Origin of the sequence: Paraburkholderia sp. ZP32-5, from assembly GCF_021390495.1 — a bacterium.
Taxonomy (GTDB): Bacteria; Pseudomonadota; Gammaproteobacteria; order Burkholderiales; family Burkholderiaceae; genus Paraburkholderia.
The window spans coordinates 2,328,608-2,341,473 of record NZ_JAJEJP010000002.1 but is presented as its reverse complement, the minus strand read 5'-3'; the positions used below and the strand labels follow the sequence as shown (position 1 = coordinate 2,341,473).

General features: G+C 60.7%; 16 protein-coding genes. 7 read left to right on the top strand and 9 right to left on the bottom strand.

The genetic code is table 11. From position 1 onward, the window contains the following. Window positions 1–13: 13 nt before the first annotated feature. Both L0U82_RS29185 and L0U82_RS29180 read right to left on the bottom strand, forming a co-directional pair. Complete coding sequence (locus L0U82_RS29185; protein ID WP_233836530.1) at window positions 14–805, bottom strand: class II aldolase/adducin family protein; 792 nt, start codon at window positions 803–805, stop codon at window positions 14–16. Window positions 806–836: 31 nt separating this feature from the next. Beyond that, window positions 837–1,118: a DUF3303 domain-containing protein gene (locus L0U82_RS29180; protein ID WP_233836529.1), complete on the bottom strand. Its 282-nt coding sequence runs from the start codon at window positions 1,116–1,118 to the stop codon at window positions 837–839. Window positions 1,119–1,211: 93 nt separating this feature from the next. Between L0U82_RS29180 and L0U82_RS29175 the strand changes: the two genes are divergently transcribed. After that, window positions 1,212–2,108, top strand: a complete 897-nt coding sequence (locus L0U82_RS29175) for a LysR substrate-binding domain-containing protein (RefSeq protein WP_233836528.1) — start codon at window positions 1,212–1,214, stop codon at window positions 2,106–2,108. 60 nt (window positions 2,109–2,168) lie between these two features. Here the strand turns inward: L0U82_RS29175 and L0U82_RS29170 are convergent, their stop codons facing one another. From L0U82_RS29170 to L0U82_RS29160, 3 genes are all read right to left on the bottom strand, one after another. Beyond that, window positions 2,169–3,458: an MFS transporter gene (locus L0U82_RS29170; protein WP_233836527.1), complete on the bottom strand. Its 1,290-nt coding sequence runs from the start codon at window positions 3,456–3,458 to the stop codon at window positions 2,169–2,171. Between the two features lie 564 nt (window positions 3,459–4,022). After that, window positions 4,023–4,949 carry an anti-sigma factor gene (locus L0U82_RS29165; protein WP_233836525.1) on the bottom strand — a complete coding sequence of 309 codons (927 nt, stop codon included), beginning with the start codon at window positions 4,947–4,949 and terminating at the stop codon, window positions 4,023–4,025. A gap of 200 nt (window positions 4,950–5,149) precedes the next feature. Then, window positions 5,150–5,464, bottom strand: coding sequence for a hypothetical protein (locus tag L0U82_RS29160; RefSeq protein ID WP_233836523.1), 315 nt, complete (start codon window positions 5,462–5,464; stop codon window positions 5,150–5,152). On the opposite strand from L0U82_RS29160, the gene L0U82_RS29155 reads away from it, so the two are divergent. Beyond that, on the top strand, window positions 5,463–6,341 hold the full coding sequence (locus L0U82_RS29155; protein WP_233836522.1) for a hypothetical protein: 879 nt from the start codon (window positions 5,463–5,465) through the stop codon (window positions 6,339–6,341). The two genes, L0U82_RS29160 and L0U82_RS29155, sit on opposite strands and share 2 nt — an antisense overlap. Before the next feature lie 110 nt (window positions 6,342–6,451). Here the strand turns inward: L0U82_RS29155 and L0U82_RS29150 are convergent, their stop codons facing one another. After that, window positions 6,452–6,808: a beta/gamma crystallin-related protein gene (locus tag L0U82_RS29150; RefSeq protein ID WP_233836520.1), complete on the bottom strand. Its 357-nt coding sequence runs from the start codon at window positions 6,806–6,808 to the stop codon at window positions 6,452–6,454. 260 nt (window positions 6,809–7,068) lie between these two features. On the opposite strand from L0U82_RS29150, the gene L0U82_RS29145 reads away from it, so the two are divergent. From L0U82_RS29145 to L0U82_RS29135, 3 genes are all read left to right on the top strand, one after another. Continuing rightward, on the top strand, window positions 7,069–7,557 hold the full coding sequence (locus L0U82_RS29145) for a lytic transglycosylase domain-containing protein (protein WP_233836518.1): 489 nt from the start codon (window positions 7,069–7,071) through the stop codon (window positions 7,555–7,557). Between the two features lie 329 nt (window positions 7,558–7,886). After that, window positions 7,887–8,255: an HrpB1 family type III secretion system apparatus protein gene (locus L0U82_RS29140; RefSeq protein ID WP_233836516.1), complete on the top strand. Its 369-nt coding sequence runs from the start codon at window positions 7,887–7,889 to the stop codon at window positions 8,253–8,255. A gap of 162 nt (window positions 8,256–8,417) precedes the next feature. Further along, window positions 8,418–8,705 carry a hypothetical protein gene (locus tag L0U82_RS29135; protein WP_233836514.1) on the top strand — a complete coding sequence of 96 codons (288 nt, stop codon included), beginning with the start codon at window positions 8,418–8,420 and terminating at the stop codon, window positions 8,703–8,705. Window positions 8,706–8,937: 232 nt separating this feature from the next. Here L0U82_RS29135 and L0U82_RS29130 read toward each other — a convergent pair whose 3' ends face one another. Beyond that, window positions 8,938–9,849, bottom strand: a complete 912-nt coding sequence (locus tag L0U82_RS29130) for a hypothetical protein (RefSeq protein WP_233836512.1) — start codon at window positions 9,847–9,849, stop codon at window positions 8,938–8,940. A 220-nt stretch (window positions 9,850–10,069) separates the two neighbouring features. Between L0U82_RS29130 and L0U82_RS29125 the strand changes: the two genes are divergently transcribed. Continuing rightward, the gene (locus tag L0U82_RS29125) at window positions 10,070–10,567 is read left to right on the top strand and encodes an HrpB1 family type III secretion system apparatus protein (RefSeq protein ID WP_326489765.1); all 498 of its coding nucleotides are present in this window, start codon (window positions 10,070–10,072) and stop codon (window positions 10,565–10,567) included. A gap of 68 nt (window positions 10,568–10,635) precedes the next feature. Then, complete coding sequence (locus L0U82_RS29120) at window positions 10,636–11,622, top strand: hypothetical protein (protein ID WP_233836510.1); 987 nt, start codon at window positions 10,636–10,638, stop codon at window positions 11,620–11,622. Window positions 11,623–12,080: 458 nt separating this feature from the next. Here the strand turns inward: L0U82_RS29120 and L0U82_RS29115 are convergent, their stop codons facing one another. Beyond that, window positions 12,081–12,536: a CesT family type III secretion system chaperone gene (locus tag L0U82_RS29115; protein ID WP_233836509.1), complete on the bottom strand. Its 456-nt coding sequence runs from the start codon at window positions 12,534–12,536 to the stop codon at window positions 12,081–12,083. A gap of 93 nt (window positions 12,537–12,629) precedes the next feature. Next, the gene (locus tag L0U82_RS29110; RefSeq protein ID WP_233836508.1) at window positions 12,630–12,836 is read right to left on the bottom strand and encodes a hypothetical protein; all 207 of its coding nucleotides are present in this window, start codon (window positions 12,834–12,836) and stop codon (window positions 12,630–12,632) included. Between the last annotated feature and the right edge of the window lie 30 nt (window positions 12,837–12,866).

Genomic DNA, 12,866 nt, shown 5'->3' with positions numbered 1-12,866 from the left:
CGTGGCGCGTTGTTCAACGGGCAAAGTCATCGGCACCGCCGGCGACGATGCCGGCCCGCAGCAGCCGCAGCATCGCCGGCCATTCGAGTTCGCCGTACGGACGACGCGTGCCCGGCTGATACAGATGCGCGGTGCGCGCCAGCGTCTCGTCCGATGGGATGTTCAAGTCGGCGCCGCCGGACATCGCATCGACCTGCGCGCGGCACGCCATCTCCAGTTGATACATCGTGTTAAATGCCTGCGGCACCGATGGGCCGCAGGTCAACAGACCATGCGAGCGCAACACCATCGCGTTGTGCGGGCCAAGGTCGCGGACCAGCCGCTGCTGTTCGGCGAGATCGATCGCCGGGCCTTCGTAGTCGTGATAGCCGAGATGGCCGACGAAGCGAATGCCGGTTTGCGTCAACGGCAGCAGCCCCTGTTTCATCGCGGCCACCGCCATGCCCGCGCGGGTATGCGTGTGAATCACGCAGTTCACGTCGGGACGCGCCGCGTGGATCGCGCCGTGAATCACATAGCCGGACTTGTTGATGCCGTAATCGGTGGGCGGCTTCGCGAGGATATTGCCGTCGAGGTCGATCTTGACGAGGCTCGACGCGGTGATTTCGCGGTACGTCATTCCGTACAGATTGATCAGCAGATGATCGTCGGTGCCGGGAATCTTCGCGGTGATGTGGTTGTAGATCAGGTCGGTCATGCCGAACCGGTCCAGCAGCCGGTAGCACGCCGCGAGCGTTACGCGGGTTTGCCATTCCTGCGCGCTGACTTCGTCGCGCAAGGACGGGAAATCGATATCGTAGTTCATCGACTGGTTTCTCCAGGAAAGAGCGCGGCGCTTACTGCGTACGCAGGAACGCTTTCGCCGTGTCCTCGTCGAGCAATGGATAAACGTCGAAATGCGCGGCAATGATGTCCGCCCATTCGTTCAACAGCCGATGCAGTACTTCGTTCGACGGCACGTCGAATAGCGCCACCGCGCCGCGTCCGACGCGCGCATGGACCGAGCGCGCGAGTCCGTCGTTCAGCAACGGACGCATCCAGTCCCAGTAACGGGTCCGGTCGCCGACGAGCGTCGACGGATGTTCGGCACGCGGTGTGCTGATCACCAGAAATAACATCGCTTCTCCTTTCTGTTTGTTCCGTATGGAAGTGAAATGACCGATTCAATCGGGTAAATTGCGCTCTGGGTTCTGATTCAGGTCACTGACTGCATGAACAATCAACTTCCCCCGCTCAAAGCGTTGAGAGTCTTCGAATGCGCGTCGCGCCATCTGAGCTTTACCGAGGCCGCGCACGAGTTGAACATTTCGCAAAGCGCCGTGAGTCACCAGATCAGATCGCTCGAAGAGTGGCTGGGCTTCCGCCTGTTCGAGCGCAGCGCGAGCGCCAGCCGCTTGACGCTGACGCCCGGTGCCTCGGTGTATGGCGCGACGCTGACTCATTGCCTTTCGCGGATCGCGGTCGCGACGCAGGAGCTGGTCGCGACCGGACCGCATCAGATTCTCAATTTGCGCGGCTACAGCACGTTCTTTACGCAATGGCTGATTCCGCGGCTCGCCGATTTTCAGAGCGCTCATCCGGACATCAAGCTGCGTCTGACGTCCGGTGTCGAGCCCGTCGATTTCCGGCACGACCACGTCGATCTCGGCATCGTGTATGGCGACGGCAGCGGGCCCGGCTGGCGTCACGATCTGATCTTCAGCGACGAATTGATCCCTGTTCTCGCGCCGAAACTCGCGGTGCGGCTCAATGCCGAGCGCTCGCTCGACAGTCTGTTCGCGCTGCCTTTCCTGCACTCGCGGCTGCGCGATCAATGGAGCGACTGGATTCGCGCGGTGGGTGGCGAGCGCAGTCTCGGCGCGCACGACATGTTCTTCGAGGACGTCAGCATCGTGTTCGGCTTTGCACTCGAAGGACTCGGCGTGGCGCTGGTGCAGCGCAAATATGCGGTTCGCGATCTGGCCGCGGGACGGCTGATTACGCCGCATCCATTCGTGTTGCGCCGCGCGCGCGGTTATCACCTGGTGTGTCCGCCCGAGCGCGCCGATGAGGACAAGATCGTGCGGCTGCGCGATTGGTTGCTGACAGCGGCAAGGGCGGAAGCGTAGGCGAGCGGTGCGGTCATCGCCACGCGGATCATCGAATGTCATGACGGCGCGGCTCATCGCTCAGAGGCCGGAAACCGGGCGGCGCGTCATCGTGATTGCGGTGAGCGCGCCCGCGAGCAGCAGTGCGCCGGCTACGCCGAACGCCGCGCTGTAGCCGCCGGTGTGCGCGACGATATAGCCGGTCGCAACGGGTGCGGCGAGACCGAACAGATTGCCGCCCAACTGAAGCCAGCCGACCGCGGTGCCGACATAGCGCGGGTCGTCGAGCAGGTCGTTGGCGAGCGATACGTTGTTTGCGAATACACTCAACACGCAGCCGGTCGAGATCGCCATCACCGTCAGCTGCGCAACGTGCGACGACAACAACGGCGTCAGACCGATCACGCTGCCGCCGAGCGCGAGCGCTGCGACCACATAGCGGCGCTTGCCCGATTCGACGCGATAGCGGCGCGTCACGCGATCGGAGACGACACCGAAGCAGATCATCAGGATCGCGGCTGAGAAATAGACGATTCCGGTTGCCTGACCCGAGCCGTTGATATTGATACCGTACGCGTGAATGAAGTAGCTCGGCAGCCAGCTCAGCAGAAAGTAGTTCGCGTAGTTGACGCAGCCTTGCGTCAGAAAGAGCCCCCACATCGTGCGATTCTTCAGCAGGCGGCCGAGGCCGCGCAGCGGATTGGCGGCGGCATTGGCCGGCACGGCTGGCCGGTCGGCCAGAATCAGTTCGCGTTCGGGTGTGGCGAGCCAGCGGCACGTCAGCGGCTCGCGATAAACGGCGAACCAGATCACGGCCCACAGCAGTCCTATTGCGCCCGACAGCACGAACGCCGTGCGCCAGCCGAGCGCGCCGACCGTTGCGCCGACCACGATACTGGCGATCGCCGTGCCGACCGGCAGGCCCGAATGCACGAATGCCTGCGCAAAGCCCCGTTCCCTGACGGGCGCCCATTCGCGCACGGCGCGCGCGGTCAGCGGCATCGTGACCGATTCGCCGAGCCCGAGCAGCAGGCGCGTCAGAAACAGATTGACGACACCGGTTGCGTACGCGGTCAACGCGGTGGCGACCGACCATACCGCGAGCGAGCCGGCGCCCGCGCGGCGCGTGCCGACCCAGTCGAGCACGATGCCGGCCGGCAACTGCGCGATCGCGTAGGTCAATACGAAAGCCGACAACAGATAGCCCGCGGTGACCGTGCTCAGGTGGAACTCGCGGGTGAGCACCGGGATCGCGATCGACAGCACGGCGCGGTCCCAGTAGTTGATCAGCGCGATGCCAAAAACGAGTACGTAGACGATGCAACGTCGTCGCGTCGCGGGCGCTGCCGCGCTGAGCTCCATCGTTTTCATGGCGACTGTCTCCGGATGTTTGTTATGTGTGGCGGCGAGCGGGCACTGCGCGTACCGCGCGGACGAGGCACGGACGTCGTCGCCGTCCGACAGAGGTTAGGAGAACGCGTGGGGGCGGGCAAAGGATGAAATCTCAGGAGCCCATGAGAAAATCTCATCCGCTGGGGGGCGGGGATGAATGTGTTGGTTGGCGGGCTGTTTAGCGGGGCGCTTGCTGCGCGGTTTTGCGGCTGGATTTGATGCGATGTGCGCGGGTTCTTTGTCGCGCTCAGTGGTCTGCTGGAGGGGTTCGCTGCCAGGCGATGATCGCGATTCTCGCGATGGGTGTGGGGCTGTTTGCGCTGCCGTTTGGTGTTGGCTATACGCGGCGCGTGTGATCGACCGGATCAACCCGGAAGAGGGGATGCGGATATGGTCGCGATGCTCGTGATGGCTACAGCGGTGCCGTGAATTTCGACCAGCTTCTCGTGACTTTGCGACGCGGTGGCGTTCGAGGACCGAGAGCGGCCACGCGGATCACCAGCACGCGCGGCTCACGACGCTACCTATGCGAGCGAAAACCTATCAACCAATCGGCCGGACAGAAGCCTCGCCATTGACCGCGCCAAACAACTGCTCAACGCTGCGATTCGCAATCCGTTTGCCGAGCGCCGCGAGATCGACGCCTTGGCTATTGCCGATCAGCGCGTAGCCGAGTTCGGCCTGCCGCCATGTGACGACATCCATATCGCCGACGCGCTGCGAAGCCACCGCCTGATCCGGCTTCGCTTCCTTGATCACGCACAACGCAATCGGCGCTCCGTTTTCGGGCAGGTACTCGATCTGAATCAGCGCGCGGCCATTGAAACGAAGCCGCTGCACGCGCTTGAACGTCAGGCCCGCTTCGCTCAGATCGGGGATGCGCAGTGCAAGCTGATCTTCGCGACGAATCTGCTCGATGGATTGCGGCAACGTGCCGGCATCGACCGGCATCTGCGCGATGGTTTCGCGCGCATAGAGTTGCTGATAGCCGGCCGCCGCCTGGACCCACGGCGACGCGCCCGTCGCAACGGACGCCATGCTATCGCCGCCGACATTCACGCCGGGCGCGATCCCCGGTGCGAATCGCAGCACCGCGCCGAAGCAGAACGCGCCGGCCACGAAGGCGACCGCCAGCCACGCCGGTGCAATGCGCAGGCGCGAGCGCACCGGCGCCGACGGCGGCAACTGCGCGTCGTGATTGATGCGGGCGTCATTGGCGCTGCTGTCGACGGGTTGTGCGGCGTGCGCGCGCGCCATCTGCTCGATCGTATTCTTCAGGCTGTCGGGAACCGGCGGCAGCTTCTGTTGCGCGAATGCTTCGCGAAACGGCAGGCGCGACGCGCTAAACAGCGCGACACGCTCGGCCAGATCCGGCGATGCCGCGATGCTGCTTTCGATTTCCCGGCGGTCTTGTGGCGGTAGCTCGCCATCGACATAGGCCATCAGCAACGTATCGTCGATTTCCGTCATATCGAGCCCTGAATATGTACGCCAGTTTTTGATGGTTCTGGCGACATCGTTGTGCATGAAACTTCGTCTTCAGCGGGAAGCATAACGATCCGCTGCGCTTCGGGCAACCGCTGGCCGGCTATGACAATGTATCCGTCGACTACATCTGTTTCGGCGTTGCGCAAAATCGCGAATGGTTGCGGGGCGCTGTAAGCTGTCAGTCAGGAGAGCCTGCGAAAGCCGGCTGCATGCGCTTCGTAACCGAAGATTCCGCTTCGCTTGCTGTCGTTCGCGGACCGGGCAATCGGATGAAACTCATGGCGATCGTCACTTCCATGCAAGCGCGCCAGGTCCATGCCATTCAAAGTCACGTCGAAAGCTCCAGTCATTAACGCAAGTCCGTCGTCCACTGAGGCGGGCGCCGATTCCCTCAAAGGGAGCGCGAAACCCAGATCAACCGTTGCGGGTCCGCTGTCTGCGCTGGGTAGCAGGAAGCCCGCGACGACATCGCAAAGTCGATCGGCGGACGATTTCATGTCTTCCGCGCAGGCCTCAGGCAAGCTGGCCGATAAGGCGCAGGCGAACTTCAGGACAGAGCACGCCAATCTGAACACAGCCCACGACACCCGTGATGAGGCTGCCGGACACACCGCGGCGAAAAATATGTTCCGCACTGCCGGCAGCGTCGTCATTCATCGAAACAACGAACTGAAGAATCTTTCCGCGTTCACCGTTTCAGCCGATGTGACGACGCCCAAGAATGGGGCGGTGTTCTGGAGTGGCGATCAGCGAGATGCGAAAGGCAATGTCACCGCAAGCGCGATGAACACGGCCCATGCATTTGCGCGCAAAAACGGCGGGGCCGCGGTCGAGCAGACCGAGGGCGGAAAGAGGCTCGAAAATTACGCCGGGCACGGTCAGAGTTTCGGCTATCTGGCAAACCGTTTCGAGTACACAGCGGAAACCGATAGGGACGCAGCCCAGTCAACGCGTGAAGCGTTGTTGATGAAGGGCGCGGCGATGGCCAATACCAGCATCAGAAACGAAATGGGTCCGGCCCTGCACGACAGACTTACAACGAAAGATGCCAACGGCAAAGAGTTCACGCCGGCGGGGCGTCCGCATTCGGCGGCGGGTGCGATGTGGGACACGCTGTCCGTACGATATGCGAGGCAGGCGGAAGGCAACGTCAACGTCATTCACGCCGCCTCGAAGGACGATCCTTATTTTTCAGGTGACAGGTTCAAAAGCAGCACGTGGAATCAGAGGGAAAGGCCAACACTCGAAAGCGGCGGGAAAACGACGATCAAGGAACACTTCGCGGAAGATTTGCGAGGGCAGTTGGAAGGGCCGGCTAAAGACGTTCCAGACTATAAAGGGACCGGCGGCTTCAAGGGAAATCTCGGTGAATGAGAATGGATGTGTTCATCCATAGGGGTATTGCAAGACCGGAACTCGCTTGCATTGACGTGACCGGTATTCACGAGAACCACGGCGATTGACCGGTCGGCAATCGCATGGAATCAGTAGGTCGGCCGCACGCAGCGTAGCGAACTGATCTGGTCGTTCCATGCGTCGCCGGCGTGGAATGAATAGTTGCCTGGACCGAGTTCCAGATAATCACCCCTGAATTCGGCATCGCGATAGAAGCGCCAAACGCCGGAGTAGATCGCGATCGACGAGATCTGGTCATTCCAGCGATCGCCGACATAGGATGCATCGCCCCGCAAGTGCTGTGCTTCACCACGGAAATGCGAGTCCCAATACACGCGGCCGCTACACCCTGCGGCCTGGGCGGATTCGACATGGAAGCCAATCACAGAAAGACCTGAAAGAAGTGTGGCGGCGAAAGCGCGGCGGAGTGTGAGCGCGTTGAGCATGGTCGTGACGTAGAAGTTGAAGACGGGATGACGAGTGCGATTGTCGCCAGGCAGGGTCGACAGCTATCGCGAAGTCACGAAGGAATGTAGTGAAACCCGTATCCGATGTAGTGACTCATGCGTTGAGCGCTGTTTTCAACGGCTCAAACGCGTTAATGTCACGTTGACGCGCGGCGTCGGTCGAGCGGTTGATGACCACGGCGAAACGTGTGCGTGTCTTGTTGGCCGCTCAGGTTCTTTTCTGCTTCTTTCCTTCCTCCATGAAAACTGCCCGCATCGGAATAGGCTGCCTCGTGTTCGTTTGCGGCTTGAGTGCAACGCGATTTGCGTACGCAAACTGCTTCGATGATGCGGCTGCGTACCAGCATGTCAATCCGCTGATCCTGCGCGCGATTGCATGGCAGGAGTCGCGCAATCATCCGGATGCGGTACACGTCAATGCAAACGGTTCGGTCGATTACGGGCTGATGCAGATCAACACAATTCATTTGCCTGCACTGGAGCGCTACGGCATCGGCAAGGACGCGCTGATGTCGCCGTGCAAGAACGTGTATATCGCGGCATGGCAGCTGCGTCGCCAGGTCATCAAATACGGCAATACGTGGGCCGCGGTCGGTGCCTATCATTCCGCGACGCCCGCGTTGCGCGATCAATACGCGCGTCAGATCGCCGAGATCCTGCGGCAATGGCGGGTTCTTCCGGAAGAAGACCCACGCCCTGAAGCTGCGGTTCGCTTTGTACGACGTTGATTCGGCAGATTGAAATCATGTGATTTCAGTGCCTCTATGCTGAGCGTTGCGATCCGAAGCAATCGAATTTGCCAAAGGTCGCATCGGTTGACGTCAACTTTTACATCGGGAGAACGATATGGGTGCAATTGCAGCTATCGCAGAGAAGGTCGCGCCGGCGCTGGAAGGCGCTGCCAAAACCGGAGCCGCTAACGCTACGCCCGCTGGGGCGGCGGCGTCAGAAGCGAGTGCCATGATGCAGATGCTCGAATCCGCTGTCAGCTCGCTGGCTCCTCAGTCGAGCGGAAACAACGGGTCGTGAGTCTGTTCTGTTGATAGGGGGTACCGTCATGCAAGCGAATGAAGCCGACAATGTCGAGCAATTGGGTCAGACGATCGTCGACTGTATAAGGCAAGATCGGCTCGACGATGCCGAAACGCTCTGGGAGCGGCTTTGCAATGTTCATCCCGAGGCGGGGAAGCTGTTGATATTTCCCGTTTCGATTGCAATTCGTCGAGGCCGCGTGCAGGACGCATGGCAGATTGTCAACGGCTTGCATGATGACGATAGCCCCGGGCTAAAAGCACTGTGCCTGCACGCGCTCGGCGATCCGTTGTGGCATGGCTATGCCGTTGCCGACCAAGATCATCCCGATCCTCGTATTCGCAAAGCAATGCGAGGACTACTCGGTCTGGATGCGGAAGCGGGCGCCTTTTGATTCTGCGTGATGACACGATTCCAGCTATCGACGCGCGCCGATCTCGCGACTTTCTACGACGCGGACGCCAGTTTCTTTCGTGGAGAGCGAGCGGAAACGCTACGCATCGTCAGCAAGGCATCGTTCATCGCGCATTACAGCGATTGCCCGTCGCTCGGTTTCATGTACGGCGATACGCACATTGGCGGGCTGATCTTCGATCGCGGGTATGTTCACCTCGCCGTGCTGCCGGAATTTCACGGGCGTTGGGCGACTCTTTGGGATTCGGCGCTGGACTGGCTGTTCCGCGTCGCCCCGCAAGTGCTGGCGGTGGTAGACGCCGACAACGCCGTTTGCATTGAATTCATGACGCACGACGGCTGGCCCAGGCTTTCCGTCGACGGTAACAAGATCACTTATCTGTTGGCACCGGCAATGCGCGCTATCAGGCGAAGAAAAACTAATAGATGAATCGCCTATGGCGTTGCTGGCAAGCAGGGTAAGTCCTCATTCAGAGATCGATAACGCACGTTGCCAATCTCAAGAGCTGCCGAAGCCGGCAGCGGGTACTTCTTTGCCTCATCACTATCGGTCAGGCACCGAAATATCGCCCAGTGCAATCGCAGAAGTGTCATTAGAATCGGAAGCAATCAGGCCTGCCACGGCCTCACAACGACCGTGGCAGGTCTACTGCAACTTGACCTTAAGCGAGTGCCTGACTGATCACCTGACCAAGACTTCTTTCATGCCCTTGAGTCAGAACATTCTGACCGCCGAGCGCCGACGACAGCGCGCCGCTCGCCTGGCCGTTGATCTTGCCGCCGCCGTTCGCGTTGGCCGTCTGTTGCAGTTGTGCGCCGATGGCAGCGCCGTCCGCTTGACTCAATTTCCCGCTCGAGATCGCCGATGCGAGCGTGTTCGCGGCGGAGTTGCCGTCGCCCTTGGCCAATGAGGCCTGGAAGGACTCGAAGGCCGCGGGATCGTTGTTCTTGAAATCCGCCATTGCCTGCTGAGCTCCGCCTTGCTGTAGCGCCGAACCGATCTGCGTGAGGTTATTGCCGCTCGGCAGCGACGCCGTGCTCTGCGTCGGCGTGCCTTGCATCATCGGCGATTGCATACCCTGCATCATGGGCTGCTGCATACCTTGCATCATGGGCTGTTGCATGCCTTGCATCATGGGCTGTTGCATGCCTTGCATCATGGGCTGTTGCATGCCTTGCATCATCGGCTGCTGCATACCCTGCATCATCGGCTGCTGCATACCTTGCATCATCGGTTGCTGCATGCCCTGCATCGCGGGCTGCTGCATGCCTTCCATGCCCTGACCGCTGACGTCCGAAAGGAGCTTCTCGATATCGGACAGTATCTGATTCTGCTGGCTGGAGCCCGAAGCAGCGGGACTGGAAAAGCCATTCTGCGGAGACGTAACGCCTTGTTGCTCCGTGGTGGTGGTGGTAGTGGTGGTGTAATTGGAACCGACATTAAACATTCGAACCTCTCCTTGGCTGTTTAAGGAAAACGCGAATTGAACAGCATTCGCGAGCACGACCAGGTTGCTAAGATCGGCTAAATCTCGACCAACCGCCGCGGATATGCGAAGTCCTGTGTCATCCACGGAAGTTTCCCTGGGTTCCGCGCTTGCCGAACCAATCTGCGCCATCGGCTTGCCGGTGTGTGTCTGAACGACACGAACACTGCTTCGCCCGATTAATGGGCGCTTCGCTCCCGCACCGCATCCACGCTGTCGAAGCACGACAATCCGGTCTGGAGATCAACGTGATTTGCGTCACTGCATCGCACGCATCGGGCGATGCGATCCGGCGCGAGCGTTCCAGATGAAACAGCGCGTTATCCGAAACGAACCCACAGCGTTTGCGAGAACTGTCATGTCAAATAGCGGATGCAGTCCTGCCGTAATGAAAGTCCTTCTGTCGATTTTCTACAGCGGCATCCAGATCAATGCACGTGCCGATTCGGAGGAGCTGTTGCTTGCGTTGCGCACTCTGACGGCACCCGGCGCGTTCATCGAGCTATGCGATGCGCGGATGAAGATTCGCGACGGCGACTGGTCCGAGGGCGCCCGGATTCTGTTGCAACTGGACGAACAGGGCGATGGATCGCCGATCGTATGGGCACTACGTGCGTTGTGTCTGAAGATGCTCGGCGACGATGAATGGCGCCGCTGCGTCGACGCGGTAATCGAAAGCGATGACGCCACCAGCATGGCGATCGTCGCGCGTTTCCTGAACCTTCACGAGGCGGACGAAAGTGCTCATCTGAACGACGTCGCGACCCGCATTACCGAATCGATGAGGTCGGGCGCCTACGTTTGAACGTTCTTCTTCATCGCACGCCAGCTTCAACCAGGCTTTGCCGCCATCACCATCGAGAGGAATAAGTCATGCCAGGAGGACTGCGCATATCGACATCGAGGCCCACTCATGTCACGGAAAACGCCACCAACTCGCCGTCGAAAAGCCCGGGCGGCACACCGAAATCGGCGCTCGCGGCGCCTGGCGGCAAGCTGGGTGGCTTGAGCGACATCGCGAGGTCGCCGCGCGCACCACGCCGTTCGACGACATTGCCAGCCGCTGGCAAGCACGGCGGCTCAATCGGCGGTGCCGGTTCCACCAGTTCCGCCGATCATGCTCAGGAAGCGCCGGCGAGGATGCAGGCGGAGCGGGCACCGCGCAAGCCGCTCGACGGCGAACCGCAGAGCCCGAGCACGACCGCGCACCGGCTGTTCAAGACGGCGCAGGCCGACCCGAGGAGCCACGTGACGGACGGGCTCGGCCCGAAGAGCAGTAGTCACCCGAATTTGCCGCTCGACCAGGGCGGTGGTTTCAACGTGACGACAGAAGAAAGGCGCCGCCTCACGCCTGCGGAAATCGATACCGACTACCAGAAGAAGAAGGCCGGCTACGACAGCGCGATGGCGGCGAATCCGAATAGCAAGCGCAAGGAGCCGCAGCCGCTCGATCCCGACAAGGAAAAGACTTTCTTCAAGGGGCAAATCGAATATCACCCGGCGGGCGGCATCCATTCCAACTACCCGGGCGAGGTGGATCACAGCCAGGGCGGCTCGTATTTGCGCACGAGGCAGGAGGTGCCGAAGGGAAGTGAGCAGCGCTATGGCCGAAACGGTCCGTTCGACAGCAGGAAGACGTTCGATCATCAGCCGCTGAAAGGCAAGGGCAAAATCGTCACCAATCCGCAGCCCGCGCCGAATAAATCGGATTCGCCACCGCCATCGCCCACCACGGCCGGCCAGATCATGGATGGTGTCTATCGCGAGCCTCAGAAAGCGATGGCGGAACTGGCGAGCGGCAAGTCATATCCGGAGGTCGCCGCCGCGCTGCAGCCGCCGCCGGCGGCGGACAAGGAGTGACGAGGTTCGATAGCCGGCGGGCACGTCGGCTATCGACTCCTACGAGTTGAACTACGGGGATGGCATCTGCGCGGCAGTTAAAGCCGTACGGATGCTGTCCCGCGAGTGCGAAAGAGCCAGGCGGAACATCGCATCTGTTACGGGCTTATTTGCGCGCGCATCTTTCGGCAGAGTAGCCTGCTCGCTTCAACGAGGTGTCGCTTGAGCGTGTCGTGTGCGCGAAGGTGGCCGTCGTCGCGCCATATGAACACACACCAGCAGTCTCAGCAGCCGGCGATCAGCCGCGACCCTCTCATTCGTATATTCGCTCAGTCACGAGCCCGACGATCTATCAGCTGTTCGATTTGGTGCGCGTCAACGCCGCTCGGCTTTCCACACAGAACATGCGTGCCCACAGACGATCAGCAGCATCCAGAAGCACTCAACGGCACAAGTCCCAAATCCACCTAACCCTCGCATCAAGCCCGCAACCAAACAAACTCCCCAGCAGCGATACCATCAAGCATCTGATCGCTCGATTCGACGATATTCTTCTGCCAGTAGCGACCATGCTCCGCATAGTGCGACAGCAGATCGGCCAGCATTTCTCCGTCGAGATCGTCGGTCATTTCCACGCGTACCACCAGCACAATGCCGCCGGTCTCGACGTCGAGTCCGAGCTGCGCCTGGTCTTGCGCATAGATCAGCAGGTTTGCCTCGAGCATCAGGCGAAACACGGTCAGCGTTCGGCCGGCCGCCACCGCGCCATAGTCGAAATTGAGGTAAATCGCGCCTTCGTCGGTGTCGAAATGATCGAGCCGAACATCGAAGCCTTCCACCTCGATTGAACGCATCTCCAACACGTGATCGACATCGGGCAGACCGACGCTCTGGCACAGGGACTCGACAAGATAGACGTATTGATCCGCGCTCACTGGAAGGCCGTAAAAGTTGAAGAGGGACGCAAGGCAAGGCCGCGATCGTTGCGAGCGGCAAGCTGCCCGCAACGATCGCGGCCGGGTTCGATATTACGACGCGGTCTTAGCCGCATCCTTGATGCCGGCCGCACCGCTCGCCAATGCCTGACCTGCCGCCTGTGTCACGGCTGCCTGCGATTGCGCTTCCGAAATAGCGAGACTTTGCTGCGCATTCTGGTTGATCTGGTCGGTGATTGCGCTCGTGCTGGACGCATCGCTCGCGCCCTGGCTACCAATCGCGCCAAGTATGCTGGACATGGAATGACTCCTTTGAAGAGGTGCCCGAGT

What these genes read in the sequence shown, in the direction of transcription:
- L0U82_RS29145 (WP_233836518.1), top strand. Translation starts at nt 7,069, where the DNA reads ATGAAAACTGCCCGCATCGGAATAGGCTGCCTCGTGTTCGTTTGCGGC.
- L0U82_RS29125 (WP_326489765.1), top strand. Translation starts at nt 10,070, where the DNA reads ATGAAACAGCGCGTTATCCGAAACGAACCCACAGCGTTTGCGAGAACT.
- L0U82_RS29150 (WP_233836520.1), bottom strand. Translation starts at nt 6,808, where the DNA reads ATGCTCAACGCGCTCACACTCCGCCGCGCTTTCGCCGCCACACTTCTT.
- L0U82_RS29185 (WP_233836530.1), bottom strand. Translation starts at nt 805, where the DNA reads ATGAACTACGATATCGATTTCCCGTCCTTGCGCGACGAAGTCAGCGCG.
- L0U82_RS29170 (WP_233836527.1), bottom strand. Translation starts at nt 3,458, where the DNA reads ATGAAAACGATGGAGCTCAGCGCGGCAGCGCCCGCGACGCGACGACGT.
- L0U82_RS29165 (WP_233836525.1), bottom strand. Translation starts at nt 4,949, where the DNA reads ATGACGGAAATCGACGATACGTTGCTGATGGCCTATGTCGATGGCGAG.
- L0U82_RS29135 (WP_233836514.1), top strand. Translation starts at nt 8,418, where the DNA reads ATGTACGGCGATACGCACATTGGCGGGCTGATCTTCGATCGCGGGTAT.
- L0U82_RS29110 (WP_233836508.1), bottom strand. Translation starts at nt 12,836, where the DNA reads ATGTCCAGCATACTTGGCGCGATTGGTAGCCAGGGCGCGAGCGATGCG.
- L0U82_RS29160 (WP_233836523.1), bottom strand. Translation starts at nt 5,464, where the DNA reads ATGAAATCGTCCGCCGATCGACTTTGCGATGTCGTCGCGGGCTTCCTG.
- L0U82_RS29140 (WP_233836516.1), top strand. Translation starts at nt 7,887, where the DNA reads ATGCAAGCGAATGAAGCCGACAATGTCGAGCAATTGGGTCAGACGATC.
- L0U82_RS29155 (WP_233836522.1), top strand. Translation starts at nt 5,463, where the DNA reads ATGTCTTCCGCGCAGGCCTCAGGCAAGCTGGCCGATAAGGCGCAGGCG.
- L0U82_RS29120 (WP_233836510.1), top strand. Translation starts at nt 10,636, where the DNA reads ATGCCAGGAGGACTGCGCATATCGACATCGAGGCCCACTCATGTCACG.
- L0U82_RS29180 (WP_233836529.1), bottom strand. Translation starts at nt 1,118, where the DNA reads ATGTTATTTCTGGTGATCAGCACACCGCGTGCCGAACATCCGTCGACG.
- L0U82_RS29175 (WP_233836528.1), top strand. Translation starts at nt 1,212, where the DNA reads ATGAACAATCAACTTCCCCCGCTCAAAGCGTTGAGAGTCTTCGAATGC.